The following is a 25,611-nucleotide window of genomic DNA, read 5'->3' as shown; positions in this document are numbered from 1 at the left end:
CGTCAATCAATGCCGAGCGCGCGATCACCCTTCTCGAGGATCAGCGGAATGATCAGGTCTTCCTCGTCGGCAAGATGCCGGGTCAACATGGCGATCAGCCGGCCGTTCTCGTCGGCATAGGCATCGGCGGCGAAACGCTGTTTGTCTTCGCTCTTCTGAAGCGTGCGGATGAAGGCATTTGCCGCCTCGGCATTGCGCTCCAGTCCCTCATGGATTGTGTGGTGATCGGCATCGAGAATCTCGAAGCCGCGCTTCAGACGGGTCTCGGCCCTGGCGAAGACCGGGAAATAATGATGGTCCTCGACATTGTGATGGCCGTCGAGATTGCCGAGGAAATGGTTGAGGCGCGGCGCGAACCAGCGCGCGAATTCCGGCGCGTTCAGCCTACTTTCTCGATAATCGCCGATACCATTGGTGAGCATGCCGCCAAGCTCGCGGAACATGTCGTGCCGCTGCAGCCACATATTGGCTATGCCGTGGATATTGGCATGCGCCTGCCAGTCCTCGCGCGGATATTTTTCGACCAGCCAGCGCAGATCGTCCGGCAGGCCCTCACGTTCAAGCAACAGAAATCCGGTGGTATCGGCCATGTCGGGCCCCTCAGTTGACCTGCATGTAGTGTCTGAAACGTCAGATCGGTACCCCGAGGATCCGCTCGATGACGGCGACGCCCCATACCCCGGCAGCGATCACCACCGAAATCAGCACCGCCAGCGAACCGCAATCCTTGGCCAGTTGGATATCGACGTTGAATTCGCGGCTGAACGCGTCGCATGCCGCCTCGATGCCGGTGTTCAGCACCTCGATCATGATCATGAGCAGCACCGCGCCGATCAGCAACGCATAGCCGCGCCACGATTCCGAAAGGAACCAGCCGAGCGGCAAGGCAAGCACGAGCAGCGTCAGCTCCAGCTGGAAGGCCTCCTCGCCGGCGGCCAGTTTGCGAAACGCCCGCACCGAATTGTAAAAAGCGTCGATCAGTCGCTGCATGCCAAAACCCTTCGGAATCACCGGCAGGGGATAGCGCAATGGCTGGACCAAGGGAATAAGGCGGCCTCTGCAAAGAATCAGCCGGCTGCCACCTTGATCGACGGCGTCGACTTCTCGAACTGCGGCAGCCCGTCATCGATCGCGTAATAATCGCCCTTGTCGCCGACGAAGATATGACATTCGCCTTGGAGCCTAGTTGGCGCGTCGAACAGCCCTGCCATGACCGAAACATAGCCGTCATCGCTCGGCTTCCAGAACAACAGAGAGCCGCATGTCTTGCAGAAGCCGCGCCTGGCGAACGAAGAGGCCTCGTACCAGGTGATGCTCTTCGCGCCGGTGATTGTAATGTCGCGGTCGGCAACGTTGGTCGCCGCATAAAAATGCCCGCTCTGCTTCCGGCACTGCGAGCAATGGCAGTAGACGACACCGCGTAGCGGTCCTCGTGTCTTGAACCGCACTGCCCCGCACAAGCATGATCCGGTGTGACTGTCAGCCATGTCGGCCTCCCGATGCAATTGCCATCGCCTGGCAGCATTCCAGTTTTGCGCGCGTTAGGCACGAGCAAATGCGACACCGGCGGGATTGAATACAAAAAGCGCCGGTTTTCGCCCGGCGCTTCTTCAATGACATCAAAGTTCAGATCATATCAGCCGTTAACGGCCTGCTTGTGCTGGACCGGATGGGTCTTCTTGAGCAGATCGGAGACCAGGAACGCCAACTCGATCGCCTGATCGGCATTGAGGCGCGGATCGCAATGGGTGTGGTAGCGGTCCTGCAGTTCTTCGGCGGTGATGGCGCGGGCACCACCGGTGCACTCGGTGACGTTTTTGCCGGTCATCTCGATGTGGATGCCGCCCGGATGCGTGCCTTCGGCGCGGTGCACCTCGAAGAAGGTCTGCACTTCCTTCAGGATGCGGTCGAACGGCCGTGTCTTGTAGCCGGCGGCCTCGATCGTATTGCCATGCATCGGGTCGGACGACCACACCACGCTGCGGCCTTCCTTCTGCACCGCGCGCACCAGTTTGGGCAGATGGTCGGCAACCTTGTCGGAGCCGAAGCGGGCGATCAGCGTCAGCCGGCCGGGCTCGTTCTCCGGATTGAGCAGGTCGATGAGCTGCAACAGGCCATCCGGCGTCAGCGACGGACCGCATTTCAGCCCGAGCGGGTTCTTGATGCCGCGGCAGTATTCGACATGGGCATGGTCGGGTTGGCGCGTGCGATCACCGATCCAGATCATGTGGCCAGAGGTGGCGTACCAGTCGCCGGAGGTCGAATCGACGCGGGTCAGCGCCTCCTCGTAGCCGAGCAGCAACGCTTCGTGGCTGGTGTAGAAATCCGTCTCGCGCAGCGCGTAATTGGTCTCCGAGGTGATGCCGACGGCCTTCATGAAGTCCATCGTCTCGGTGATGCGGTTGGCGAGCGACTCGTATTTCTCGCCCTGCGGGCTGTCGGACACGAAGCCGAGCATCCATTGATGCACGTTCTCCAGGCTGGCGTAGCCGCCCTGGGCGAAGGCACGCAAAAGGTTGAGCGTCGCCGCCGACTGGCGGTACGCCATCTCCTGTCTTGCAGGATCGGGAATGCGCGACTTGGCGTCGAACTCGATGCCATTGATGATGTCGCCGCGATAGCTCGGCAGCGTTACACCGCCCTTGGTCTCATTGTCGGACGAGCGCGGCTTGGCGAACTGGCCGGCGACACGGCCGACCTTCACCACCGGCTGGGCGCCGGCGAAGGTCAGCACCACCGACATCTGCAGGAAGACGCGGAAGAAGTCGCGGATATTGTCGGCGCCATGCTCGGCGAAGCTCTCGGCGCAATCGCCGCCCTGCAGAAGGAATGCGTCACCGGCAGCGACGGCTGCAAGCTGCTTCTTCAGTTTGCGTGCCTCACCTGCAAAAACCAACGGCGGAAACGTGGCAAGCTGGGCTTCCGTGTTCCTCAGCGCGGCAAGATCCGGATAGGCAGGAACCTGCTGGATCGGCTTAGCTCTCCACGAATTCGGCGACCATTTCGTCATCGAAGCACCTAACGCTCTTTCACACGGACGCCATCGCCCGCCAATCCGCCCCATATGGGGTCGCGGCTCCATACACGAAGCCGATTTCCTATTCTAGACCGGAATTGGGCGCGTGGCGAATGAGCACGGCACTGCGAAAGTGCCGGTGCGGCTGTGCCCAGAGCACCAGCGACGCGCTGCTACGCCGCCTTCTCCACCAGCCGCGCCAGCTGCGTCATGACAACCGCTGAGCCAGCCAGCCGCTTCTCGGGCGTCGCCCAGTCACGGCTGAAGACGACGCTCTGGTCGGGTCGGATCTTGGCCAGCGAGCCCTGTTCGCCGATGAGCTTGACCAGCCCGACCGGATTGGGGAATTCCCGCTTGCGGAAATGGACGACGACACCTTTCGGCCCGGCGTCGAGCTTCTCCACGTTGGCCTTGCGGCAAAGCGCCTTGATGAAGACGATCTTCAACAGATGCTTTACCTCTTCCGGCAACGGTCCGAACCGGTCGATCAGCTCGGCGCCGAAAGCATCGATCTCTTCCGTATTTTCGAGATCGCCAAGACGGCGATAGAGCGCCAGCCTGAGCTGCAGATCCGGGACGTAGCTTTCCGGGATCATCACCGCCGTGCCGACGGCGATCTGCGGCGACCAGCCGCCGTCCTGCACCTCGCCGGAATCCTTCACTTCGGCCACCGCCTCCTCCAGCATCTGCTGGTAGAGCTCGAAGCCGACCTCCTTGATGTGGCCCGACTGCTCTTCGCCAAGCAGATTGCCGGCGCCGCGGATGTCGAGGTCGTGGCTGGCCAGCTGGAAACCGGCGCCTAGCGTATCGAGCGATTGCAGCACTTTCAGCCGACGCTCGGCTGTATCGGTTAGCTTGCGGTTGGCGGGCAGAGTGAACAGCGCATAGGCGCGCACCTTCGAACGGCCGACGCGGCCACGCAACTGATAGAGCTGAGACAGGCCGAACATGTCGGCGCGGTGTACGATCAGCGTATTGGCGGTCGGTATATCGAGGCCGGATTCGACGATGGTGGTCGACAAAAGCACATCGTACTGGCCGTCATAAAAGGCATTCATGATATCGTCGAGCTCGCCGGGCGGCATCTGGCCGTGGGCCACCGCCACTTTCAGCTCAGGCACGGATTCGCGCAGGAAATCATGGATTTCCGTGAGATCGCTGATACGCGGTACGACGTAGAAGGAATGGCCGCCACGGTAGCGCTCGCGCAGCAGCGTCTCGCGGATGACCAGCGGATCGAAAGGGGAGATGAAGGTACGCACGGCCATGCGATCGACCGGCGGCGTGGCGATCAGCGACAGCTCACGCACCCCGGTCAAGGCAAGCTGAAGCGTTCGCGGGATCGGCGTCGCCGACAGCGTCAGAACGTGGACGTCGGTCTTGAGATCCTTCAGCCGCTCCTTGTGCTTGACGCCGAAATGCTGCTCCTCGTCGATGATCAGCAGGCCGAGATTCTTGAACGAGATCGAGGAGCCGAGCAGTGCGTGCGTGCCGATGACAATGTCGACTTGGCCTTCGGCGACGCCCTTCTTGGTCTCGGCCAGTTCCTTGGCGCCGACCAGCCGCGAGGCCTGGGCGACGCGGATCGGCAGGCCGGAGAAGCGCTGCGAGAAGGTCTTGAAATGCTGGCGCGACAACAATGTCGTCGGCACCACCACCGCGACCTGAAAGCCTTCCATCGCCGCGATGAAGGCGGCACGAAGCGCGACTTCGGTCTTGCCGAAGCCGACATCGCCGCAGATCAGCCGATCCATCGGCTTTCCAGCGCCCAGATCACCCATGACCGAATCGATTGCCGTTTGCTGGTCGTCGGTTTCTTCATAGGGGAAACGCGCCGCAAACTCGCCATAGAGGCCTTCCGCCGGCACCAGCGCCGGTGCGGCCCGCATTTGTCGCTCGGCGGCGATGCGGATCAGCTGCCCGGCCATGTCGAGCAGACGTTTCTTCAGCCGTGCCTTGCGCGATTGCCAGGCGCCGCCGCCAAGCTTGTCGAGCGTCGCCTCGGCCGAATCCGAGCCATAGCGCGACAGCAGCTCGATGTTTTCCACCGGCAAGAACAGCCGATCGTCGCCGGCATAGTGGATTTCAAGGCAATCGTGCGGCGCACCGACTGCCTCGATGGTGCGCAGCCCGATGAAGCGGCCAATGCCATGGTCGGCATGCACGACGATATCGCCTGAAGACAATGCCGAAGCCTCGGCGATGAAGTCGGACGCGCGCTTCTTGCGCTTCGAGCGCCGGATCAGCCGGTCGCCGAGAATGTCCTGCTCGGCGACGACGACCAGTTTCTCGGTCTCGAAGCCGGATTCGAGCGGCAGCACGGCCAGGGCCGCCTGCCCTGGCTCAAGCCTTTCGGCTTCGGCAAGCGTCGCCACCGGCTCCAGATTGCCAAGGTGATGCTCGACCAGGATCTGGCCGAGCCGGTCGAGCGAACCTTCAGTCCAGCCGGCGACGACGACACGGCGGCGTGCAGCGCGCTCGTCGGAAATGTGTTTGACGACGACGTCGAAGACGTTGGCGTTAGGGTCGGCGCGTTCCTCGACGAAGCTGCGGCCATGGCGCGAGCCGGCATGGAACACCTTTTTCGCACCGGCATCGGGCGCGTCGAAGGAGGTGAAGTCGATCGCTTCGCGCGGACCAAGCGAGGCAATCAGGTTCTCGGGCGACAGATAAAGCTGATCCGGCGACACCGGCTTGTAGGGCACGGCATCCTTCAAGGCGCCGTCGGCCTGTTTTTTTCGCGCCTCGTAATGATCGAGGATCAGAGTGTGGCGCTCGGCCAGTGCCTCATGCGCCAGATGATCAAACACCACGGGCGCATCCGGCAGGTAATCGAACACGGTTTCCAGCCGCTCATAGAAGAACGGCAGCCAGTGCTCCATGCCGGCAAACCGCCTGCCCTCGCTGACCGCCGCATAGAGCCCATCGTCGCGCGAGGGCGCGCCAAAGGCTTCGATGTAGGCGCGGCGGAAGCGGCTGATGGTTTCCGGCGTCAGCGCCACCTCGCTCATCGCCTGCAGCGCCATCGACTTGCGTTGGCCGATGGTGCGCTGGGTTGCGGTGTCGAAGACGCGGATCGATTCCAGCGTATCGCCGAAGAAATCGAGGCGCAGTGCCTCCGTCCAGCCGGGCGCGAAGAGATCGAGAATGCCGCCGCGCACGGCAAATTCGCCGATGCCGCGCACCGTCGGCACCCGCTCGAAGCCGGAAGTCTCCAGCCGTGACACCAGCGCGTTCATGTCGATCTGGTTGCCGGGCTTGGCGTGAAAGGTCTGCGCCTCGACGAGTTCCGCCGGCGGAATGCGTTGAAGCAAGGCGTTCGCGGTGGTGAGAATGACGGCGCGGTGCGGCTTCTTCGCCAGCGCGATCATCGCTGCCAGCGCATCGAGCCGCCTTGCGGCGGCGTCGGCGCCGGGCGAGACGCGGTCGTAAGGCAGGCAGTCCCAGGCCGGCAGTTCCAGCACCGGCAGGCCCGGCGCGGCAAAGGCAAGCGCCTCGACGATCGCCGGCAGACGCTGGCCGTCGCGCGCCACGAACAGCACCGGCTTGTCAGGGGCGATCTCGTGCGCAGCCTGCACCAGCGCAAAGGCTTCGTAGCCGTCGGCGACGCCATCGACGATGAACTGGCCGGCGCGGCCTTTCGGCAGACCGATCGTAGGGATAAGGCTCATGGCTACACGTTGTTCAGAAGGTCATCTCCCGGCGCGAAGCCAGGATTTTTTGCAGGACGGTACAGTCGATATCCGCCGGAACCGGGCGTTCGCCAGTGACGAGAGGCAGGAATTCGGTGTCGGGAATGTCGAGGAGCCTCTCATATTGGTCGATTTCGTCGCCGGTCAAGGCGCCGATCTCGGCATCGGCGAAGCTGCCGAGTATAAGGTCCATCTCGCGCATGCCGCGGTGCCACGAACGAAACAGAAGCTTGCGGCGGCGGGCATCGAGCCCCTCGCTTGATCGTTTCGTTCCGGTCATCTTGCAACATCCTTGCCCAGGCGGCGCATATAGCGTGGATAGAAGGCGGTGTCAGCCTTGCGCTACAGTCGCCGCAACATAAGCTGACATCATGCGTCCCTCCCTCCTCGATCCGCTGTTTGTCCCGATCACCTCGCTTGCCGGGGTCGGGCCAAAAGTTGGCGCCCTGATCGAAAAAGTCGTAGCAGCCGACCTCGGCGACCGGGCCGCGCGCGCCGGGGATCTCTTGTTCGTGCTGCCGCATACTGTCATCGACCGCCGCAACCGGCCTGGCATCGCCGGCTCGGCGGAAGGCGCCATCGTTACGCTCGACGTCCGCATCGACCGCCACCAGCCGCCGCCACGCGGCAACAGGTCGGTCCCGTACCGGGTCTACGCCCATGACGACACCGGCGAGATCGCGCTGACCTTCTTCCATGCCCATGCCGCCTATCTCGAAAAAGCAATGCCCGTAGGCGAGCATGTCGTCGTCTCCGGCCGCATGGAATGGTTCAACGGCCGCCCGACCATGGTTCACCCCGACCATATCGCACTTGCCGACGACGCGGAAAACCTGCCGCTGGTCGAGCCGGTCTATCCGCTGACCGCCGGGCTCTCGGGCAAGGTACTGCGCCGGGCCATCGGCCAGGCGCTGGCCCGCCTGCCGGTGCTGCCCGAATGGCAGGACGGTGAGTTCCGGCGCCGCCATGCCTTTCCTGCTTTCAGCGATGCGCTCAACCGCATCCACAATCCTGCCGACCCGATCGACGTCTCCGTCGACGGCGCAGCGTGGCGGCGCCTTGCCTATGACGAGTTCTTGGCCGGCCAGGTATCGCTGGCGCTGGTGCGGGCCAAGGTCCGCCGATTATCTGGCCGGCCATTGGTCGGCGACGGCCGCATAGTCGAACAACTGCGCGTGGCACTCCCCTATTCGCTGACCATGTCGCAGGAAATGGCGCTTGCCGAAATCAACGCCGATCTCGGTGACCCCGAACGCATGCTGCGCCTTTTGCAGGGCGATGTCGGCTCCGGCAAGACGGTGGTCGCGCTGCTTGCCATGGCGCGTGCCGTCGAGGCCGGCGGCCAGGCGGCATTGATGGCGCCGACCGAAATCCTGGCGCGCCAGCATCTGGCAACAATTGCGCCGTTGGCGGAACGGGCCGGCCTGCGTGTCGCCGTCCTCACAGGTCGCGAAAAGGGCCGCGAGCGTGCCGACACGCTGACCGGGCTGGCCAATGGTGACATCGACATCGTCGTCGGCACCCATGCGCTGTTCCAGGAAACGGTGACGTTCCGTGACCTCGTGTTCGCCGTCGTCGACGAGCAGCACCGTTTCGGCGTCCATCAGCGCCTTGCCATTACCGCCAAGGGCGATGCGCCCGACATGCTGGTGATGACAGCAACGCCGATACCGCGGACGCTGGTGCTGACTGCATTCGGCGACATGGATGTGTCGAAGCTGACGGAAAAGCCGGCCGGCCGCCAGCCGATCCGCACCGTCACCTTGCCGCTTGAACGGCTCGACGAACTGATCGGACGCATGCTCGACGCCGTCGCCGATGGCCAGAAAATCTACTGGATCTGTCCGCTGATCGAGGAATCCGAGGAGATCAAGCTGATGTCGGCCGAGGACCGTTTTGCCTCGCTGAAGCCGCTGTTCGGCGACCGCATCGGCCTGGTGCACGGCCGCATGAAAGGCACCGACAAAGACGAGGCGATGCGCGCCTTCAAGCAGGGCGACACCCGTATCCTGATCGCCACCACCGTCATCGAGGTCGGCGTCGATGTGCCTGATGCGACGATCATGGTCATCGAGCATGCCGAGCGTTTTGGCCTCGCCCAGTTGCACCAATTGCGTGGCCGGGTCGGGCGTGGCGACAAGCCTTCATCCTGTGTGCTGCTCTACAAGGACCCGCTCGGCGAGACGGCAAAACGCCGTTTGTCGGTGATGCGCGAGACCGAGGACGGCTTCCGTATCGCCGAAGAGGATCTGAAGCTGCGCGGCGAAGGCGAGTTGCTCGGCACCCGCCAGTCCGGCACGCCGGGCTTCCAGGTGGCGCGCATCGAGGCGCATGCCGACCTGCTCGAGGCCGCTCGCGACGATGCGCGGCTGATCCTGTCGCGCGATCCGGAATTGCAGTCCGAACGCGGCACGGCGCTGCGCCTGTTGCTCTATCTGTTCGGCCGCGACGAGGCCGTGCGGCTCCTGCGTGCCGGCTGAGGCATCGTGTCGAGCGGCGGATTGGCAAGCGCGCCGTGGATCTGCTCGCCATTCACCGTCACCATTTTGACCGCCGGCGCCACCAAGCCGGCCGACACGATCAGCTTGGCTCCGTCCTCGATTGTCATGTCGAGCAGCACAATGTCGGATTTCGGCACATACATCAGAAAGCCCGTCGTCGGGTTGGGCGTACATGGCATGAATACGGCAATCAGCGGATCGCCTTCCCGGTCGAGCTTCTGGTTGATCTCGGTTTCCTTCTCGCTGGCGACGAAGACCAGCGACCAGACCCCTTTGCGCGGATATTCGACCAACCCGACCTGGCGGAACATGTCGCCCTTGTTCGACAGCACGGTCTCGAAAATCTGCTTCAGCGAACGGTAGATGCCGCGCACCAGCGGCATGCGGCCAAGCAGGCGCTCGCCGAAGTTGACGATGGCGCGGCCAACGATATTGGCGGTCATAAAGCCGATGAAGGTGATGAGGATCAGGGCAACGATCAGCCCAAAACCCGGCACTGGAAACGGCAGGTACGTGTCCGGATTGTAGTGTACCGGAATGTAGGGTTTCACCCAGGAATCGACCCAGCCGATCAGCGACCAGGCAATGTAGGCGGTAATCGCCAGCGGCGCGCAAACGACGAAGCCGGTCAGGAAATAGTTTCTCAGCCGGGTCATGCCTGAGGTCTTGAGAGCATCCGACATGGTTCACCGCAGCGTGTGTTTGCAGCGCGACACTACTGAACCCCAAGGCGCTTTGGAATGGCGAAGTTTTTAAACGAGACCTATTCCACCGTTACCGATTTCGCCAGATTGCGCGGCTGGTCGACATCCGTGCCCATGAACACGGCGGTGAAATAGGCGAGCATCTGGATCGGCAGTGCGTAGATGATCGGCGAGATGATTTCCGGCACATCCGGCAAAACGATCGTCTCCATCGTCTTCACCGTGGCGTGCGCGGCGCCCTTGCTGTCGGTGATCAGGATGATCTTGCCGCCGCGCGCCGCCACCTCCTGCATGTTCGACACGGTCTTTTCGAAGATGCGGTCATGCGGGGCGATGACGATGACGGGCATGTTCTCGTCGATCAGCGCGATCGGGCCGTGTTTCAACTCGCCGGCAGCATAGCCTTCGGCATGGATGTAAGAGATCTCCTTGAGCTTCAGCGCACCTTCCATGGCCAGCGGAAAATTGGTGTCACGGCCGAGATAAAGCACATTCTTGTAGTGCGAGAGGTCGCGCGCGATCTTTTCGATCTGCCCGTCGAGCTTTAGCACCTGGTTGGCATAACGCGGCGCTTCCGACAGCTCGCGTATCAGCGTTTTCTCGTGCTCCTGCGAAATCGTTCCGCGCGCCACGCCGGCCCGCACCGCCAGCGAGGCCAGCACGGAAAGCTGGCAGGTGAACGCCTTGGTCGAGGCGACGCCGATCTCCGGGCCGGCCAATGTCGGCAGGATGACGTCGGATTCGCGCGCCATGGTCGATTCGCGCACATTGACGACCGCGCCGATCTTCATGCCGGCCTTGCGGCAGTAGCGCAGCGACGCCAGCGTGTCGGCGGTCTCACCCGATTGCGAGATGAAGAAAGCGGCATCGTTCTTCGACAGCGGCATCTCGCGATAGCGGAACTCCGAAGCGACATCGATGTCGACCGGCAGCCGCGCATAGCGCTCGAACCAGTATTTGCTGATCAGCCCGGCGAGATAGGCGGTGCCGCAGGCTGAGATCGCCAGCCGGTCGATCTTGGCGAAATCGAACGGCAGGTCGAGCGGCTTCGAGACGCCGCTGATGAAATCAACATAATGCGCCAGCGTGTGCGAGATCACTTCCGGCTGCTCATGGATTTCCTTTTCCATGAAATGGCGGCGGTTGCCTTTGTCGACCATGAAGCTCGTGCTGAGCGACTGTTGGCGTTTGCGGTCGACCTTGTTGCCGCCCATGTCGAAGATATCGACCTCGTTGCGGCGCACCACCGCCCAGTCGCCGTCTTCCAGATAGGTGATCGAATTGGTGAAAGGGGCAAGCGCAATGGCGTCGGAGCCAAGGAACATCTGGCCGTCGCCATGACCGACCGCGAGCGGCGGGCCATTGCGCGCGCCGACGATCAGATCCTCGTCGCCCTTGAACATGATGGCGAGCGCAAAGGCGCCTTCCAGCCGCTTCAGCGCCTTGTGCGCCGCCTCAACCGGCTTCAGCCCCCTGGCCAGTTCGCGCGCCACCAGATGAGCGACGACTTCGGTATCGGTCTGCGAGGCGAAGCTGTAGCCGTCGCGCATCAGCTCGTCGCGCAATTCGGCGAAATTTTCGATGATGCCGTTATGGACGATGGCGACGCCGTCGGAAAAATGCGGATGCGCATTGCTCTCGTTCGGAACGCCATGCGTGGCCCAGCGCGTGTGGCCGATGCCGATCATGCCGTCGAGCGGTTCGTCCTTCAGCAGGCGCTCGAGATTGACCAGCTTGCCCTCGGCGCGGCGGCGGTCAAGCCTGCCGTGCTCGATCGTGGCGACGCCGGCCGAGTCATAGCCGCGATATTCGAGCCTTTTCAGCGCATCGACGATAAGCGGCGCGACCGGCGAGTCACCGACAATTCCAACGATACCGCACATGGCGCTTGCCCCCGATTCCGACCTCAAACCCGGCGCTATTTAGAGACTGCCGGGCTGTCGCGAAAAATCACATTCCATTTCGTCCGGTATCAGCCGGACTATCCTGCACAGATGCACCATGACAGGGCGCACTTGCAATCCGGTTACTGCAATTGCTCAGTTTCTCCGCTTATGTATCCTATCTCGGCTCAACGGCTCCAGAAATCAGTCAAAGACATGATGCGGCTATGAACGAACGAATTGACACGGTGACGCTTTGGCGTCCGGTTGGTCCCCGCGAACTGGAGTTGATCCAGAGGGCAGGGATGCGCGCCTTTCCTCCTCGACTTGCCGATCAGCCGATCTTCTATCCGGTTACCAGCGAGGCCTATGCCACCCAGATCGCCCGAGACTGGAACGTGCCCGCGAGCGGATCAGGTTTCGTGACGCGTTTCGAGGTGAGTCGCAGCTTTCTGGACCGTTACAGCGTCCAGCATGCCGGCAGCCGGGCGCATCTGGAATACTGGATTCCGGCCGAAGACCTGTCGGCCTTCAACGATGCAATCGTTGGCGAAATCCAGCTTGTGGCCGAGTTCCGCTAGTCTACCCTTTTTTGCGGGCCGCCGCGGCCTGAGAAAAACGCTCTCGCAACTCCTTGCCCTTGCCGGGTAGAGTCCGCTGGCGGGCGCGGCCGAAAGCCAGCGCATCGTCGGGTACGCTTTCGGTAATGACGCTGCCCGAGGCGATGTAGCCGCCCTTGCCGATCGACACCGGCGCCACCAGCGAGGAGTTCGAGCCTATGAAGGCGCCCTCGCCGATATCGGTGAAGAATTTCGAATAGCCGTCATAATTGCAGGTGATGGTGCCGGCGCCGATATTGGCGCCGGCACCGATGCGGGCATCGCCGATATAGGTCAGATGGTTGACCTTCGCGCCCTCCTCGACGATCGCCTGCTTGACCTCGCAGAAATTGCCGACCTTGGCCTTGGTTCTCAGATCGGCCCCGGGCCGCAGCCGCGCGAACGGCCCGACATCGCAATTCGACGCGATGGTGGCGCCTTCGATATGGCTGAAGGCATGGATCTTGGCCCCCGTCGCGATTTTCACGCCCGGCCCGAACCAGACATTGGGTTCGACGACCGTATCGGCGCCGATCTCGGTGTCGTGCGAGAAGAACACAGTTTCGGGCGCGATCAGCGTAACGCCAGAAAGCATCGCCTCGCGCCGCCGGCGCTGCTGCCAGATACCTTCCGCCTGGGCAAGCTCGGCACGGTTGTTGATGCCGAGCGCGTTCTCGAAACTGGCTTCGGTGGCGACGACATCAAGTCCCTGCGCAGCGGCGATCTCGACGATGTCGGTGAGATAATACTCGCCCTTGGCGTTCTTGCTGCCGACTTGATCGAGCAGCTTCAGCGCGTGCCTGCCGGCGACCGCCATCAGCCCGCCATTGCAGAAGGTGATCTTTTTCTCCTCGTCCGAGCAGTCCTTCTCCTCGCGGATGGCCACGAGCTTGCCGGCCTTTTCGATAAGCCGGCCGTAGCCCGAAGGATTTTCCGTACGGAAGCCGACCACGACGACGGCCGCACCTTCCGCCAGCTTCAGCCTCGCCGCCGCGAGCGCTTCCGGATCGATCAACGGCGTGTCGCCAAACATCACCAAGATATCGTCATAACCTTTTGATATTGCTGCACGTGCGGCAAGCACGGCGTGCGCGGTGCCGAGACGTTTTTCCTGAACGAAAGCCTCGGCCTTCGGCGCAAACTTGAGTGCAGCCTTGCGCATCTCATCGGCGCCATGGCCGATCACCAGCGCCAATTCGCCGCTGCCGGCGGCTTCGGCCGCCTTGACGACATGGGCAACCATCGGCAGGCCCGCGATTGTGTGCAGCACTTTCGGCACTGCACTCTTCATGCGCGTGCCTTCACCGGCGGCGAGGATGATGGACAGGCAGGATCTCTGGCTCATGGGGACAGCAACCGTTGAAAGGGGTCTGGAATCGAAGCGTTAGTAGCACCGGCGCCATGCTGCACCAATGCGGTTAAATTCCGGTGAGACGGTGGAACCTCCAACCCGCGACACGCTCAAGCCGATCGGCTCAGGCGGCTTCCGCCTCGTTGCGTGATGCGAAGCTGGGGGCTCGGCCACGGCCGTATTGCCGTGGCGAACAGTTCATGACCCGCTTGAAGGCTGTGCTGAAGGCGCTTTCGGATTCGTAGCCGAGCGAAAGCGCTATGACGGCGACGGGATCGCTGGAATTCGTCAGCCGGTCGCCAGCCAGCAGCATTCGCCAGCGCGTCAAATAGTCCATCGGCGACGCGCCAACCGTCTCCTTGAATCTGAGCGCAAAGGTCGATCGCGACATGCCGGCCCGTTCCGCCAGTTCCTGTAGCGTCCAGCCATGCGCCGGATCGTCATGCATGGCGCTGATCGCCGCGCCGATCTGTTTGTCCGCGAGGGCAAAGAGCCAGCCGATGCCACCTTTCAATCCTTCCGAAAGATGCAGCCGCAGCGCCTGAACCAGCATCATGTGGGCGAGGTGCTGGATCATCAGAAAGCCGCCCGGCTGCGGCTCGCGCAGCTCCTGCATCATCCGCTCCACAGACCAGCGCAGCGCCGACTGGTCCGACTCTTTGCGGATATGCACAATGGCTGGCAGCATCCGCAACAGCATGCCGGCATGATTGCCGCCAAGCGCGAAGCGGCTGCTGACCAGAAAGAAATCACCACCGCCATTGTGGGTCACGACACCGCCGGCTCGCGCAGGCGGAAAAATCTTGACGGCTTCAACAGGCGTCAAGCTCATGTCGCTTGCAAGGCGGAAAGGCCGTCCACTCGGCAGCAGGAAGCAGTCTCCCGTCTCAAGGCGCACTGCGTCAGCAACGCCCTCCACAGACAGCCAGCACCGGCCGGAGACCACCGCTCCGGTCTTGATGCTTTGCTGCTGGTCGGGGAACTGGATCGACCATTCACCACCAGCATCGAAACCGGCCGACATATAGTTTCGCGGCTTCAGCAGCGAGAGCACATCTGAAAGGGGATCCACAGGTCATTCCGGACGATTGCGAAGATAATACGGACTTTACCGCATAGATCGTATTTTCTCAAGCGCCTATCACGACACAACTGAGCCGCGAAAATGGTCGTGGCCAGAAACGAACAAGGAGAAGTCGTGATGCGTGTCTTCGTTACCGGAGCGACCGGATTCGTCGGTTCTGCCGTCGTTCAAGAACTCATCGGCGCCGGCCATCAGGTGCTCGGCCTCGCCCGCTCGGCGGCGTCGGCCAAGTCGCTTGCAGCCACCGGAGCCGAGGTGCATCGAGGTGACCTCGACGACCTCGAAAGCCTCAGCAGGGGCGCAGCCGCAGCTGATGGAGTGATCCATACCGGCTTCAACCACGACTTCTCGAAATTCGCGCAAAATTGCGAGATGGACCGGCGCGCCATCGAGGCCTTGGGCGGTGCACTCGAAGGCTCCGAGCGGCCCCTGCTCGTCACCTCCGGAACCGCGCTCCAGGCGCGGGGCCATATCGCGACCGAGGAAGATGCGCCTGTCCCCTCTTCCGCTTCGTATCCCCGCGCCTCCGAAGCGACAGCCGCCGCGCTGGCGGCACGCGGGGTGCGCGCGTCGGTTGTGCGCCTTCCTCCGTCGGTCCATGGCAAGGGCGACCACGCCTTCGTTCCTATTCTCATCGACCTCGCTCGCAACAAGGGCGTGTCGGCCTATATCGGCGAAGGGCTCAATCGCTGGCCTGCCGTGCATCGGTTCGATGCCGCCCGCGTTTACCGGCTTGCGCTCGAGCATGGAGCCGATGGCGGGCGATATCACGCGATCGCCGAAGAAGGCGTGCCGTTCAAGGACATCGCCGGCGTGATCGGCCGGCGCCTGAACGTGCCGGTCGTCGCCAAGTCCGCGGAAGAAGCCGCCGATCATTTTGGCTGGTTCGCTATGTTCGCGGCGATGGATGTCCCGACCTCGAGCGAACGGACCCAGGCGCTGCTGGGGTGGCAGCCGAGCGGACCCGGGCTGATCGCTGATATCGACCAGCCGGGCTATTTCGAAGGCTGAACAGACCCATGTCGGGCGGCAAACCTATCCCAATTGCCCCAGCACCGGAAAATTCTCGAGCAACCAATAGGACACCGCCTGCACGCCGCCGGTCAGGAAAAACACGCCGGCGACCACCAGCAACGCGCCGATGGCCTTTTCGACGCGGCCGAGATGGACGCGGAATTTCCCGAGAAAGCGCATGAAGGCGCCTGAAAACAGCGCCGCAACGAGGAAGGGAATACCGAGGCCGAGCGAATAGGCGGCGAGCAGCAGCGCGCCCTCGCCCACCGTCTCGCGGCCGCCGGCAAGCGTCAGGATCGGCCCCAGCACCGGGCCGATACAGGGCGTCCAGCCAAAGGCGAAGGCCAGGCCCATGACGTAAGCGGCGATCAGGCTGGCCGGCTTGCCTTGTGACTGGAAGCGCGCCTCGCGTGAAAGCAAAGGGATGCGCAGTACGCCGAGGAAATTCAGCCCCATCAGGATGATCAGCACGCCTGCCGCCATTGCCAGCGGCTCCTGCCAGACTCGCAGCAAATGGCCGATGGTCGAGGCGCCGGCGCCGAGCGCGACGAAGACGGTCGAGAAGCCGAGCACGAAGGCGATTGAGGAATTAATCAGCGCGCCTCGCGCGCCGGCCTTTGCCGTAATGCCGGCCTCGCCGCGGAAATCGTCGACCGACACGCCGGCCATATAGCACAGGTAAGGCGGCACCAGCGGCAGCACGCAGGGGGACAGGAAGGAAATTGCTCCCGCCCCGATCGCACTGACATAGCCGACGTCCAATGCCATTTCCGTCTCCCGATGACTGCGCAGCCATATAGCCGCGACAACAGCCGTCCGCCAATCACCATCGCGTGGCCCCATCACATTGGGTAGCAAGTCGGCGTCCGCCCGGGAAGAAAGGGCAGCCAGGCAGCGTTGATCAAACGAAACTGCGTTGTTCCGCACGCTTTTCGAAATGACCCAGGGAGAAGTCCATGAAAACGATCGCAATTGGCATGGCCGCGCTTTTGCTCGGCACTGCCGCATCCTTCGCTGCCGAGGCGTGGAAGGAAGCGGAGGTCGGCGGCACCAAGATCTACACCGACGCCAGCGGCATGACGCTCTACACCTACGACAAGGACGAGGCGGGCAAGTCGAACTGCTACGACAAATGCGCCGCCAATTGGCCGCCGCTGAAGGCTGACGCCAACGCCAAGGCCGAGGGCGAGTGGACGATCGTCGACCGCACCGACGGCACCAGGATGTGGGCCTACGAAGGTAAGCCGCTCTACACGTTCACCAAGGACAAGAAGGCCGGCGACGTGACCGGCGAGGGTGTCGGCGGCGTCTGGCATATCGCCAAGGCCGACTAGGCCTTGAGCTTCTAATCGGCTGTAACAGGCAGTAACACGGCTGGTCGCTGGGAACTCGACCCAACCGCCCCGGCGGCCAGCTTTTCAGCACGGTACTTCCTTGCGACTGTCCGAGCAAAATGCCGGGCTACCGATTGCGCGCTTCACAGCATCTGTTCAAGCAGGGCTGGCGCGTGCTCGATGTTTCTCTTATATCCGCGGGAGAGTTTGTCCCGTTCTCCAGGATCAATTGCCGGGTTTGTCCAGCGATAGGCTGCTCATTTCCCTTGTCCAGGATTGCGGAAATCGCATGGCGCGCCGTTGGGTTGCGCATTCGGTACAGGGCCGCATTTTGACTGCTTGGCCTTGACCGGATGCAAAAGCGCGGCCATGTGAGCGACACATTGAACGAGATTTCGTCGCGCGCAGCGGAATTCTTCTGCCGCATTACAACTGATATGAGACCGTATGGACGTCGTCGTCGTCGAATCGCCGGCCAAGGCGAAGACAATCAACAAGTACCTCGGCAAGAACTACAAGGTTCTGGCCTCGTTCGGCCATGTCCGCGATCTGCCGGCCAAGGATGGCTCGGTGCGTCCGGATGAGGACTTTGCCATGTCCTGGGCCGTCGACACCGCGTCTGGAAAGCGTCTCGCCGATATCGCCAAGGCGGTCAAGGACGCCGACGGGCTGATCCTCGCCACCGATCCGGACCGCGAGGGCGAAGCGATCTCCTGGCATGTCCTGGAAGTGCTGAAGCAAAAGCGCGCGTTGAAGGACAAGCCGGTCAGCCGCGTCGTCTTCAACGCCATCACCAAGGCGTCCGTGCTGGAGGCGATGGCCAATCCGCGCCAGATCGACGCGCCGCTGGTCGATGCCTATCTCGCTCGCCGTGCGCTCGACTATCTGGTCGGCTTCACGCTGTCGCCCGTGCTGTGGCGCAAGCTGCCCGGCGCCCGCTCCGCCGGCCGCGTCCAGTCGGTGGCGCTGCGTCTGGTCTGCGACCGCGAATCCGAGATCGAGCGCTTCATCCGCGAGGAATACTGGCAGGTCGCCGCCATTCTCGGTACGCCGCGCAAGGATAATTTCGAGGCGCGGCTGACCGCCTTCGAGCGCAAGAAGCTGCAAAAGCTCGACATTTCCAACAAGGCGCAGGCCGACGACATCAAAGCGATGCTCGAAGGCGCCAGCTTCAAGGCGGCGTCGGTCGAAGCCAAGCCGACCAAGCGCAATCCCGGGCCGCCCTTCACCACCTCGACGCTGCAGCAGGCAGCCTCATCGGGCCTCGGCTTTTCGGCCAACCGCACCATGCAGGTGGCTCAGCGGCTCTATGAGGGCATGGAGATCGGCGGTGAGACCACCGGCCTGATCACCTACATGCGAACCGACGGCGTGCAGATGGCGCCGGAGGCGATCTCTGCCGCGCGCGATGCGATTGCCAAGGAATTCGGCCCTAAATACCTGCCTGAAAAGCCGCGCTACTATTCCGCCAAGGCCAAGAATGCCCAGGAGGCGCACGAAGCGATCCGTCCGACCGATTTCATGCGCACGCCGGCTTCCGTCAGGCAGTATCTCGACGCTGACCAGGCGCGGCTTTACGAGATGATCTGGAAACGCGCCATCGCCAGCCAGATGCAGCCGGCCGAGATAGAGCGCACCACGGTCGAGGTCGAGGCCATCAACGGCCCGCGCACCGCCGAGCTTCGTGCTGTAGGCTCGGTTGTTCGCTTCGACGGCTTCCTTGCCGCTTACATCGAGCAGAAGGAAGAAGATTCGGAAGACGAGGAAAGCCGCCGCCTGCCCGAGATCCGTGCCGGCGAGCAGCTCACACGCGAGGCGATCAACGCCACCCAGCACACCACCGAGCCGCCGCCGCGTTATTCGGAAGCTTCGCTGATCAAGAAGCTGGAAGAGTTGGGCATCGGCCGGCCGTCGACTTATACGGCGATCCTGAAGACGCTCGAGGATCGTGACTATGTCACCATCGACAAGCGCAAGCTGGTGCCGCAGGCCAAGGGCCGGCTATTGTCGGCCTTCCTCGAAAGCTTCTTCGAGCGTTATGTCGAGTACGACTTCACCGCTTCGCTGGAGGAAAAGCTCGATGAGATTTCCGACGGCAAGCTCGCATGGAAGGACGTGCTGCGCGATTTCTGGAAGGATTTTTCCGGCGCTGTCGCCGACATCAAGGAGTTGCGCGTCACCGACGTCCTCGATGCATTGAACGAGGAACTGGCGCCGCTGGTCTTTCCCGCGCGGGAAGACGGTTCGAACCCGCGCATCTGTCCGAAATGCGGTACCGGCAACCTGTCGCTGAAGCTCGGCAAGTTCGGCGCCTTCGTCGGCTGTTCGAACTATCCCGAATGCTCCTTCACCCGCCAGCTCGGCGACGCCGCCAATCCCAATGGCGAGAACGGCGGTGGTGAAGACGGCACCAAAGTGCTCGGCAAGGACCCCTATACCGCCGAGGAGATCACGCTGCGCAATGGCCGGTTCGGCCCCTATATCCAGCGCGGCGACGGCAAGGATGCCAAGCGCTCCAGCCTGCCCAAGGGCTGGACGGTCGATTCGATCGATCACGAAAAGGCGCTCGCCTTGTTGTCGCTGCCGCGCGACGTCGGCAAGCACCCGGAATCCGGCAAGATGATTTCGGCCGGGCTGGGGCGCTACGGGCCGTTCGTGCTGCATGACGGCACCTACGCCAATCTCGACAGCATCGAGGACGTGTTCTCGATCGGCCTCAATCGCGCCGTCTCGGTGATCGCCGAGAAGCAATTGAAGGGCAAAGGCGGCCGCAATGGCGGCACAGCCGCTGCGCTCAAGGAACTAGGCGAGCATCCTGCCGGCGGCGGCAAAATAGTCGTGCGCGACGGCAAATACGGGCCTTATGTGAATTTCGGCAAGGTCAATGCGACGCTGCCGAAGGGCAAGGATCCGCAATCGGTGACGATCGAGGATGCGGTGGCGCTCATTGCGGAAAAGGAAGCCAAGGGCGGCAACGGTGCCAGGAAGCCCTTCCGCAAAGCGGCCGCGCCTGCGAAGAAACCGGCTGCGGCCAAAAAACCGGCGGCCAGGAAAAAGGGATAGGACGGGTTGGCGCGCAAAGTCTCCGGAAGAAGCCACGGCGATCTGCGCACCGCCGATACCCGTGCCAAGGTCAGGGACAATTACCGGCCTTCACGCGACGAGATACTGCGTTACATCGCCGAAAATCCGGACCGCGCCGGAAAACGCGACATCGCCAAGGCGTTTGCGCTGCGCGGCGAAGACCGTATCTGGCTGAAGGACGTCTTGCGCGACCTGCAGGATGAAGGCCTGCTGACCAAGGAGCGCAAGCGGCTTGCCCGTGTCGGCGCCCTGCCCCACGTCGCGGTGCTCGACATCTTCGGCCGTGACGCCGACGGTGTGCTGCTGGCGCACCCGACCGAAGCGATTGGCAATGGCGAACCTCCGGTCATAGCGATCCGCGTGTCGCGCGGCGGCAATGGCCCGACGCCGGGCATCGGCGACCGCGTGCTGGCCAAGACCTTTCGGACCGACGATCCGGCGGGTCCGGCCTATACGGGCCGGGTGATGAAGATATTCGAGAAGCGCACCGATGCGGTTCTCGGCGTTTTCCGTGTGCTGAAGGACGGCACGTTCCGCATCGAACCGGTGGAAAGGCGTCAGCCGGAGCTGGTCGTCGACAAGGAATTCCAGAACGGCGCCAAGAACGGCGACCTGGTCGAGGTCGAGCCGGCACGGGCCTCGCGCTACGGGCTGCCGCGAGCCAAGGTTCTGGCGGTGTTGGGGTCGCTGACCAGCGAAAAGGCGGTCTCGATGATCGCCATCCACGCACACGACATTCCGCATATTTTCCCCGCCGACGTCATCGCCCAAGCGGAGGCGGTCAAGCCGGCGACGCTTGCCGGCCGCGAGGATTGGCGCGAGCTGCCGCTGCTCACCATCGATCCGGCCGATGCCAAGGATCATGACGACGCGGTGTTCGCCATGCCTGACACCGACGAGAAGAACGCCGGCGGCGTGGTTGTCACCGTCGCCATTGCCGATGTCGCTGCATACGTGCGCTATGGCACGGCGCTCGATCGCGAAGCGCTGAAGCGCGGCAATTCGGTCTATTTTCCCGACCGAGTCGTACCGATGCTGCCGGAGCGCATCTCGAACGACCTCTGTTCACTGCGCGAGGGCCAGGATCGTCCGGCGATAGCGGTGCGTATGACTTTCTCGGCCGATGGCCACAAACTCAGACATTCCTTCCATCGCGTCATGATGAAGTCGGCGGCGAAACTCGCCTATCAGCAGGCGCAAGCGGCGATCGACGGCGCACCGGACGACACGACTGGCCCGATCCTCGATACGGTGCTGAAGCCGCTATGGGACGCCTACGCGATCCTGAAGCGCGGCCGCGACACCCGCCAGCCGCTCGAACTCGATCTGCCCGAGCGCAAGATCCTGCTCAAGCAGGACGGCACCGTCGACAAGGTCGTCGTGCCGGAGCGGCTCGACGCGCACAAACTGATCGAAGAGTTCATGATCCAGGCCAATGTCGCCGCCGCCGAGACACTCGAGGCGAAGCGCCAGGCGCTGGTCTACCGCATCCACGATGCGCCCTCGCTCGCCAAGCAGGAATCGCTGCGTGAATTCCTGCAGACGCTCGGCCTGTCGCTGGCGCGCGGCGCGCAAATGCTGCCGAACCAGTTCAACGGCATCCTCGCTCGCGTGCGCGGCGCCGATAATGAGGGGCTGGTCAACGAAGTGGTGCTGCGCTCGCAGAGCCAGGCCGAATATTCGCCCGCCAATATCGGCCATTTCGGCCTCAACCTGAAGCGCTACGCGCATTTCACCTCGCCGATCCGTCGCTATGCCGACCTGATCGTGCATCGTGGGCTGATTGCCGCACTCGGCCTTGGTCCGGGGGGCCTGACGCAGGACGAGGCGGAGCGGCTGGAAGAGGTCTCGGCGCTGATTTCGGCGACCGAGCGGCGCGCGATGGCCGCCGAGCACGACACGGTCGACCGGCTGATCGCCGCCTTTCTCGCCGAGCGCATCGACGACCGTTTCGACGCCCGCATCTCGGGCGTCACCAAATCGGGCCTGTTTGTCCAATTGCCGCAGTACGGCGCGGATGGCTTCATTCCGGTTTCAACCCTGGGCGGCGACTACTATATATACGACGAAACTGCTCGATCGCTTTTCGGAGAACGCACCGGCAAGGGCTATCAGCTTGCTGATCGCGTCGAGGTTCGCCTGATCGAGGTGGCGCCGATGGCCGGCGCGATGCGTTTCGAGATGCTGACCGAGCCAAAGCCGCTGCCCGGCTCCAAACGGTCGTTCCACAAGGCCAAAGGCCGCGCCCGGGCGTCGCAATCGCGTCCAGGCTCGCGCGGCAGGAGACGGTAATGCCAACAGAACTGCAGGTGGAAGAACGGATTTTCCGTGGCGAACATCACTCGGGCCGGACCGCCCGGCCGCTATGGACGGCAATGAAGCGCGGTATGCTCGGCCGCTGCCCGCATTGCGGCGAGGGCAAGCTGTTTCGCGCCTTCGTCAAGACCGTCGACAAATGCGATCATTGCGGCGAGGAGCTCCACCACCATCGCGCCGACGACCTGCCGGCCTATCTCGTGGTCGTCATTGTCGGCCACATCGTGCTCGGGGCCTTCATGGGTGTCGAGGCGACCTCGACGCTGTCTACCTGGCAGCACATCGCCATCTGGGTGCCATTGACCATCATTCTGGCCGTCGTCCTGCTGCAACCGGTCAAGGGCGCTGTCATCGGCCTGCAATGGGCGTTTTATATGCACGGCTTTGGCGGTGAAGAAGATCTGATCGAGTCGCATCCCGAGGCTTGAAACCGAGGCTGGCGCAATCGGCATGGCTGGACGCCACTTTCGCATCGGAGAAGATTCCGCTAGGTCGACCGCATGGACGTTATGACCAAGGCGGAAGTCGACAAGGTTGAGCGGATCGCGCTCGAGGCCAAGCCTATACGCCCACGCGACGCCGCGACGCTGATCCTGCTCGACCGCAAAGGCGACGAATTCCTGGTGCTGATGGGCCGGCGCCACGCCGGTCATGCCTTCATGCCGGGAAAATTCGTGTTTCCTGGCGGCCGCACAGATCCGGCCGACAGCCGCATCTCAATAGCCACCGCACTTCATCCCGAGGAAGAAGCGAGATTGACCGCTGGTATCGGTCGCACCAGCCCGGCTCGCGCCCGCGCGATTGCCCTGTCGGCAATCCGCGAAACCTATGAGGAGGCCGGCCTGCTGATCGGTCAAAAAGGCGTGTTCGCAACCGCCAGGCGCGACTGGCAGGGCTTTGTCGAACACGGGGTCATCCCATCACTGCAAGCGCTGCGCTTCGTCGCACGCGCCATCACCCCGCCCAACCGGGTGCGCCGCTTCGATACGCGCTTTCTCGCCGCATGGCGCGACGATGTCGCCGTTGAACTGCCGGGTGGCGGTCCGACCAACGAGTTGGAGGACGTCGTTTGGCTGCCGCTGGCCAAGGCCAGGCAAGCCGATATTCCAGACATCACGCGCACGGTCCTGGAGGAACTGGAAATGCGGCTCGCCTGGGATCCGTTGCTGAGCCCCGGCAGTCCCGTGCCGTTCTACCGGCTTGTCCGCAATCGCTTCGTCCGCGAAATTCTCTAGAGCAGCCAGGCATTCCATGACAGTCGATACCCAGCCGCAGGGCAAGGAACGCGTACACTGGCTGCCGATGGTCGCGGCGATCTCGTCGATCAGCGTCGTCGGCATTGCCATCGGCCTTGGCATGCCGCTGCTCAGCGTGATCCTGGAAACGCGTGGCCATTCCGCGTCGATGATCGGTCTCAACACCGCGGTCGCCGGCCTCGCCTCTATCGCCGGCGCGCCGCTCGCCACCCCGCTTGCCATGCGGTTCGGGGTCGCCTGGACGATGCTTGCCATGATCGCCGCCGGGGCGCTGGCCTTTGTCGGTTTCCATTTCGCGCCAGCTTTCTGGATGTGGTTTCCGCTGCGCGTGCTGCTGCATATCGCGCTGACGGTGCTGTTCATCCTGTCGGAATTCTGGATCAGCACCTCGGCGCCGCCACACCGGCGCGGACTGGTCCTCGGCATCTATGCCACCGTGCTGTCTCTCGGCTTTGCCGCCGGGCCTTGGCTGTTCGCCCATCTCGGCAGCAGTGGCTTCCTGCCCTTCGGCGTTACCATCGCCTTGGTTACGCTCGCTGCCATACCGGTCCTGGCGGCACGCAACGAGAGCCCGACGATCGTCTCGGACGGCGAAACCAGCAATTTCCTGCGTTACATCTGGCTGGTGCCGACGGCGACCGCCGCCGTGCTGGTGTTCGGCGCGGTCGAGACCGGCGGCTTTGCACTGTTCCCGGTCTACGGTAGCCGCATCGGCTACTCAGAGGCGGACGCCGCCCTTTTGCTCACCATGATCGGGCTTGGCAACGTGCTGTTACAGATCCCGATCGGCATGATCAGCGACCGCGTAAGCGACCGTCGCTATCTGCTGATGGCCTGTGCCACCGTCGGGCTTGCCGGCACGGTCTTCATGCCGTACTTCGCGCAGAACTGGCATTTGATGGCAGCGCTTCTGTTCGTCTGGGGCGGTGTGGTCGCTGCCATGTACACAATCGGCCTGGCGCATCTCGGCTCGCAGCTTTCCGGCCACGAATTGGCCTCCGCCAACGCCGCCTTCGTGCTCTGCTACGGCGTCGGCATGGTGCTTGGCCCGCAGGCGATCGGCATCGGCATGGACGCTTTCGGGCCGTCGGGCTTCGGTTGGGCGCTCGGCCTGTTCTTCGCCTGCTATATCGTGCTGGTCGGCACCAGGCTGCTCCGCAAAATCCTCTGAGTCGGCCCAGCTGCCGACATCGCTCCCACTGCTGACCAACTCCTGACACAACCATGTCAGGAGGGCTCGAGTATATGCTCCCCCAAAGTGCATAAGCAGGGAGACCTCGGATGATCGATAGTGGCTTTGAGACGAAATCGCTGCGGATGGAATTGCTGCTGCTGGTGACCTTTCAGGCACCGGCAGCCGATGTCGACCGCATCATGGAGGCGGTGGTCGCGATCGCGCCGCTCGAAATGGGCAAATATGACAGCAATGCCTTTCAGTCGGCGGACGGCATCGAACGTTACCGGCCGCTTGAAGGTGCCGCCGCCGGCGCCGAGACGGAATTGCGCAGGCGGTCGGGGACTGTCGAGATGTCGTTCGAACTGCCTGATGACCAGAAGCTCGCCGCACGCGTCGTCGAGGCGATTTATCAGGTTCACAGCTATCAGGAACCGGTGATCCGCATTCAGCCACTGCTTGCCAGCCGCTCCAAGGGTCTCGACGACCGCACCAACCCGAACCGCTGGTGGAACACGACGGGAGACTGGAAGAAGGCGTTACAACCGGAAACCGTCGCGGCGGAGTGACCGGAACCTGGTCGTATCTCGGTTTGAATTTGGC

21 protein-coding genes are annotated in these 25,611 nt (G+C 63.0%); 10 read left to right on the top strand and 11 right to left on the bottom strand.

Annotation, left to right across the window (positions count from 1 at the left end; translation table 11 throughout):
* Positions 1-2: 2 nt before the first annotated feature.
* The 6 genes from NKH67_RS22795 to NKH67_RS22770 all read right to left on the bottom strand — a co-directional run bounded on the left by NKH67_RS22795 (position 3) and on the right by NKH67_RS22770 (position 6,988).
* A complete protein-coding gene (locus NKH67_RS22795) occupies positions 3-590 on the bottom strand; it encodes a hemerythrin domain-containing protein (protein ID WP_352502472.1) in 588 nt (195 codons plus the stop codon).
* A gap of 40 nt (positions 591-630) precedes the next feature.
* The gene (locus NKH67_RS22790) at positions 631-990 is read right to left on the bottom strand and encodes a diacylglycerol kinase (RefSeq protein WP_352471749.1); all 360 of its coding nucleotides are present in this window, start codon (positions 988-990) and stop codon (positions 631-633) included.
* Positions 991-1,067: 77 nt separating this feature from the next.
* Positions 1,068-1,487, bottom strand: a complete 420-nt coding sequence (locus NKH67_RS22785; protein ID WP_352502471.1) for a GFA family protein — start codon at positions 1,485-1,487, stop codon at positions 1,068-1,070.
* Between the two features lie 149 nt (positions 1,488-1,636).
* Complete coding sequence (locus NKH67_RS22780; protein ID WP_352471752.1) at positions 1,637-3,010, bottom strand: class II 3-deoxy-7-phosphoheptulonate synthase; 1,374 nt, start codon at positions 3,008-3,010, stop codon at positions 1,637-1,639.
* A gap of 179 nt (positions 3,011-3,189) precedes the next feature.
* Complete coding sequence (gene mfd, locus NKH67_RS22775) at positions 3,190-6,687, bottom strand: transcription-repair coupling factor (RefSeq protein ID WP_352502470.1); 3,498 nt, start codon at positions 6,685-6,687, stop codon at positions 3,190-3,192.
* A gap of 13 nt (positions 6,688-6,700) precedes the next feature.
* Entirely contained in the window at positions 6,701-6,988 is a 288-nt protein-coding gene (locus tag NKH67_RS22770; protein ID WP_352471754.1) for an FAD assembly factor SdhE, read from the bottom strand.
* A 91-nt stretch (positions 6,989-7,079) separates the two neighbouring features.
* Between NKH67_RS22770 and recG the strand changes: the two genes are divergently transcribed.
* Positions 7,080-9,188, top strand: coding sequence for an ATP-dependent DNA helicase RecG (gene recG / locus NKH67_RS22765; protein ID WP_352502469.1), 2,109 nt, complete (start codon positions 7,080-7,082; stop codon positions 9,186-9,188).
* On the opposite strand, the gene NKH67_RS22760 is transcribed toward recG, so the two are convergent.
* Together NKH67_RS22760 and glmS are read right to left on the bottom strand one after the other, a co-directional pair.
* Positions 9,140-9,892 carry a DUF502 domain-containing protein gene (locus NKH67_RS22760; RefSeq protein ID WP_352502468.1) on the bottom strand — a complete coding sequence of 251 codons (753 nt, stop codon included), beginning with the start codon at positions 9,890-9,892 and terminating at the stop codon, positions 9,140-9,142. The two genes, recG and NKH67_RS22760, sit on opposite strands and share 49 nt — an antisense overlap.
* 80 nt (positions 9,893-9,972) lie before the next feature.
* Complete coding sequence (glmS, locus tag NKH67_RS22755; protein ID WP_352502467.1) at positions 9,973-11,796, bottom strand: glutamine--fructose-6-phosphate transaminase (isomerizing); 1,824 nt, start codon at positions 11,794-11,796, stop codon at positions 9,973-9,975.
* Between the two features lie 227 nt (positions 11,797-12,023).
* Here glmS and NKH67_RS22750 point away from each other — a divergent pair, with 227 nt between their 5' ends.
* Complete coding sequence (locus NKH67_RS22750) at positions 12,024-12,377, top strand: ADP-ribosylation/crystallin J1 (RefSeq protein ID WP_352502466.1); 354 nt, start codon at positions 12,024-12,026, stop codon at positions 12,375-12,377.
* Position 12,378: 1 nt separating this feature from the next.
* Here the strand turns inward: NKH67_RS22750 and glmU are convergent, their stop codons facing one another.
* Both glmU and NKH67_RS22740 read right to left on the bottom strand, forming a co-directional pair.
* Positions 12,379-13,740 (bottom strand): bifunctional UDP-N-acetylglucosamine diphosphorylase/glucosamine-1-phosphate N-acetyltransferase GlmU, encoded by a 1,362-nt coding sequence (gene glmU / locus NKH67_RS22745; RefSeq protein ID WP_352502465.1) that lies wholly within the window; start codon positions 13,738-13,740, stop codon positions 12,379-12,381.
* Positions 13,741-13,870: 130 nt separating this feature from the next.
* Complete coding sequence (locus NKH67_RS22740) at positions 13,871-14,818, bottom strand: AraC family transcriptional regulator (protein WP_352502464.1); 948 nt, start codon at positions 14,816-14,818, stop codon at positions 13,871-13,873.
* 129 nt (positions 14,819-14,947) lie between these two features.
* Between NKH67_RS22740 and NKH67_RS22735 the strand changes: the two genes are divergently transcribed.
* Positions 14,948-15,841 carry an SDR family oxidoreductase gene (locus tag NKH67_RS22735; RefSeq protein ID WP_352502463.1) on the top strand — a complete coding sequence of 298 codons (894 nt, stop codon included), beginning with the start codon at positions 14,948-14,950 and terminating at the stop codon, positions 15,839-15,841.
* 24 nt (positions 15,842-15,865) lie between these two features.
* Here the strand turns inward: NKH67_RS22735 and NKH67_RS22730 are convergent, their stop codons facing one another.
* Positions 15,866-16,612 carry a cytochrome c biogenesis CcdA family protein gene (locus tag NKH67_RS22730; RefSeq protein ID WP_352471765.1) on the bottom strand — a complete coding sequence of 249 codons (747 nt, stop codon included), beginning with the start codon at positions 16,610-16,612 and terminating at the stop codon, positions 15,866-15,868.
* Between the two features lie 188 nt (positions 16,613-16,800).
* Between NKH67_RS22730 and NKH67_RS22725 the strand changes: the two genes are divergently transcribed.
* From NKH67_RS22725 to NKH67_RS22695, 7 genes are all read left to right on the top strand, one after another.
* Positions 16,801-17,178, top strand: a complete 378-nt coding sequence (locus tag NKH67_RS22725) for a COG4315 family predicted lipoprotein (RefSeq protein WP_352502462.1) — start codon at positions 16,801-16,803, stop codon at positions 17,176-17,178.
* Positions 17,179-17,625: 447 nt separating this feature from the next.
* Positions 17,626-20,241, top strand: coding sequence for a type I DNA topoisomerase (gene topA / locus NKH67_RS22720; RefSeq protein WP_352471768.1), 2,616 nt, complete (start codon positions 17,626-17,628; stop codon positions 20,239-20,241).
* 6 nt (positions 20,242-20,247) lie between these two features.
* Positions 20,248-22,554: a ribonuclease R gene (gene rnr, locus NKH67_RS22715; RefSeq protein ID WP_502893795.1), complete on the top strand. Its 2,307-nt coding sequence runs from the start codon at positions 20,248-20,250 to the stop codon at positions 22,552-22,554.
* The gene (locus NKH67_RS22710) at positions 22,554-23,006 is read left to right on the top strand and encodes a DUF983 domain-containing protein (RefSeq protein ID WP_352502461.1); all 453 of its coding nucleotides are present in this window, start codon (positions 22,554-22,556) and stop codon (positions 23,004-23,006) included. The genes rnr and NKH67_RS22710 overlap by 1 nt, the downstream gene beginning before the upstream one ends.
* Before the next feature lie 72 nt (positions 23,007-23,078).
* Positions 23,079-23,813, top strand: a complete 735-nt coding sequence (locus NKH67_RS22705; protein ID WP_352502460.1) for an NUDIX hydrolase — start codon at positions 23,079-23,081, stop codon at positions 23,811-23,813.
* Positions 23,814-23,829: 16 nt separating this feature from the next.
* Entirely contained in the window at positions 23,830-25,005 is a 1,176-nt protein-coding gene (locus tag NKH67_RS22700) for an MFS transporter (protein WP_352502459.1), read from the top strand.
* 110 nt (positions 25,006-25,115) lie between these two features.
* Complete coding sequence (locus NKH67_RS22695) at positions 25,116-25,577, top strand: YqfO family protein (protein ID WP_352502458.1); 462 nt, start codon at positions 25,116-25,118, stop codon at positions 25,575-25,577.
* Positions 25,578-25,611: the final 34 nt, after the last annotated feature.

The sequence above is a fragment of the Mesorhizobium sp. M0968 genome, assembly GCF_040319065.1.
Lineage (GTDB): Bacteria > Pseudomonadota > Alphaproteobacteria > Rhizobiales > Rhizobiaceae > Mesorhizobium.
Note: the sequence above shows the minus strand (reverse complement) of the source record. Positions and strands in the feature narration are given on the sequence as shown.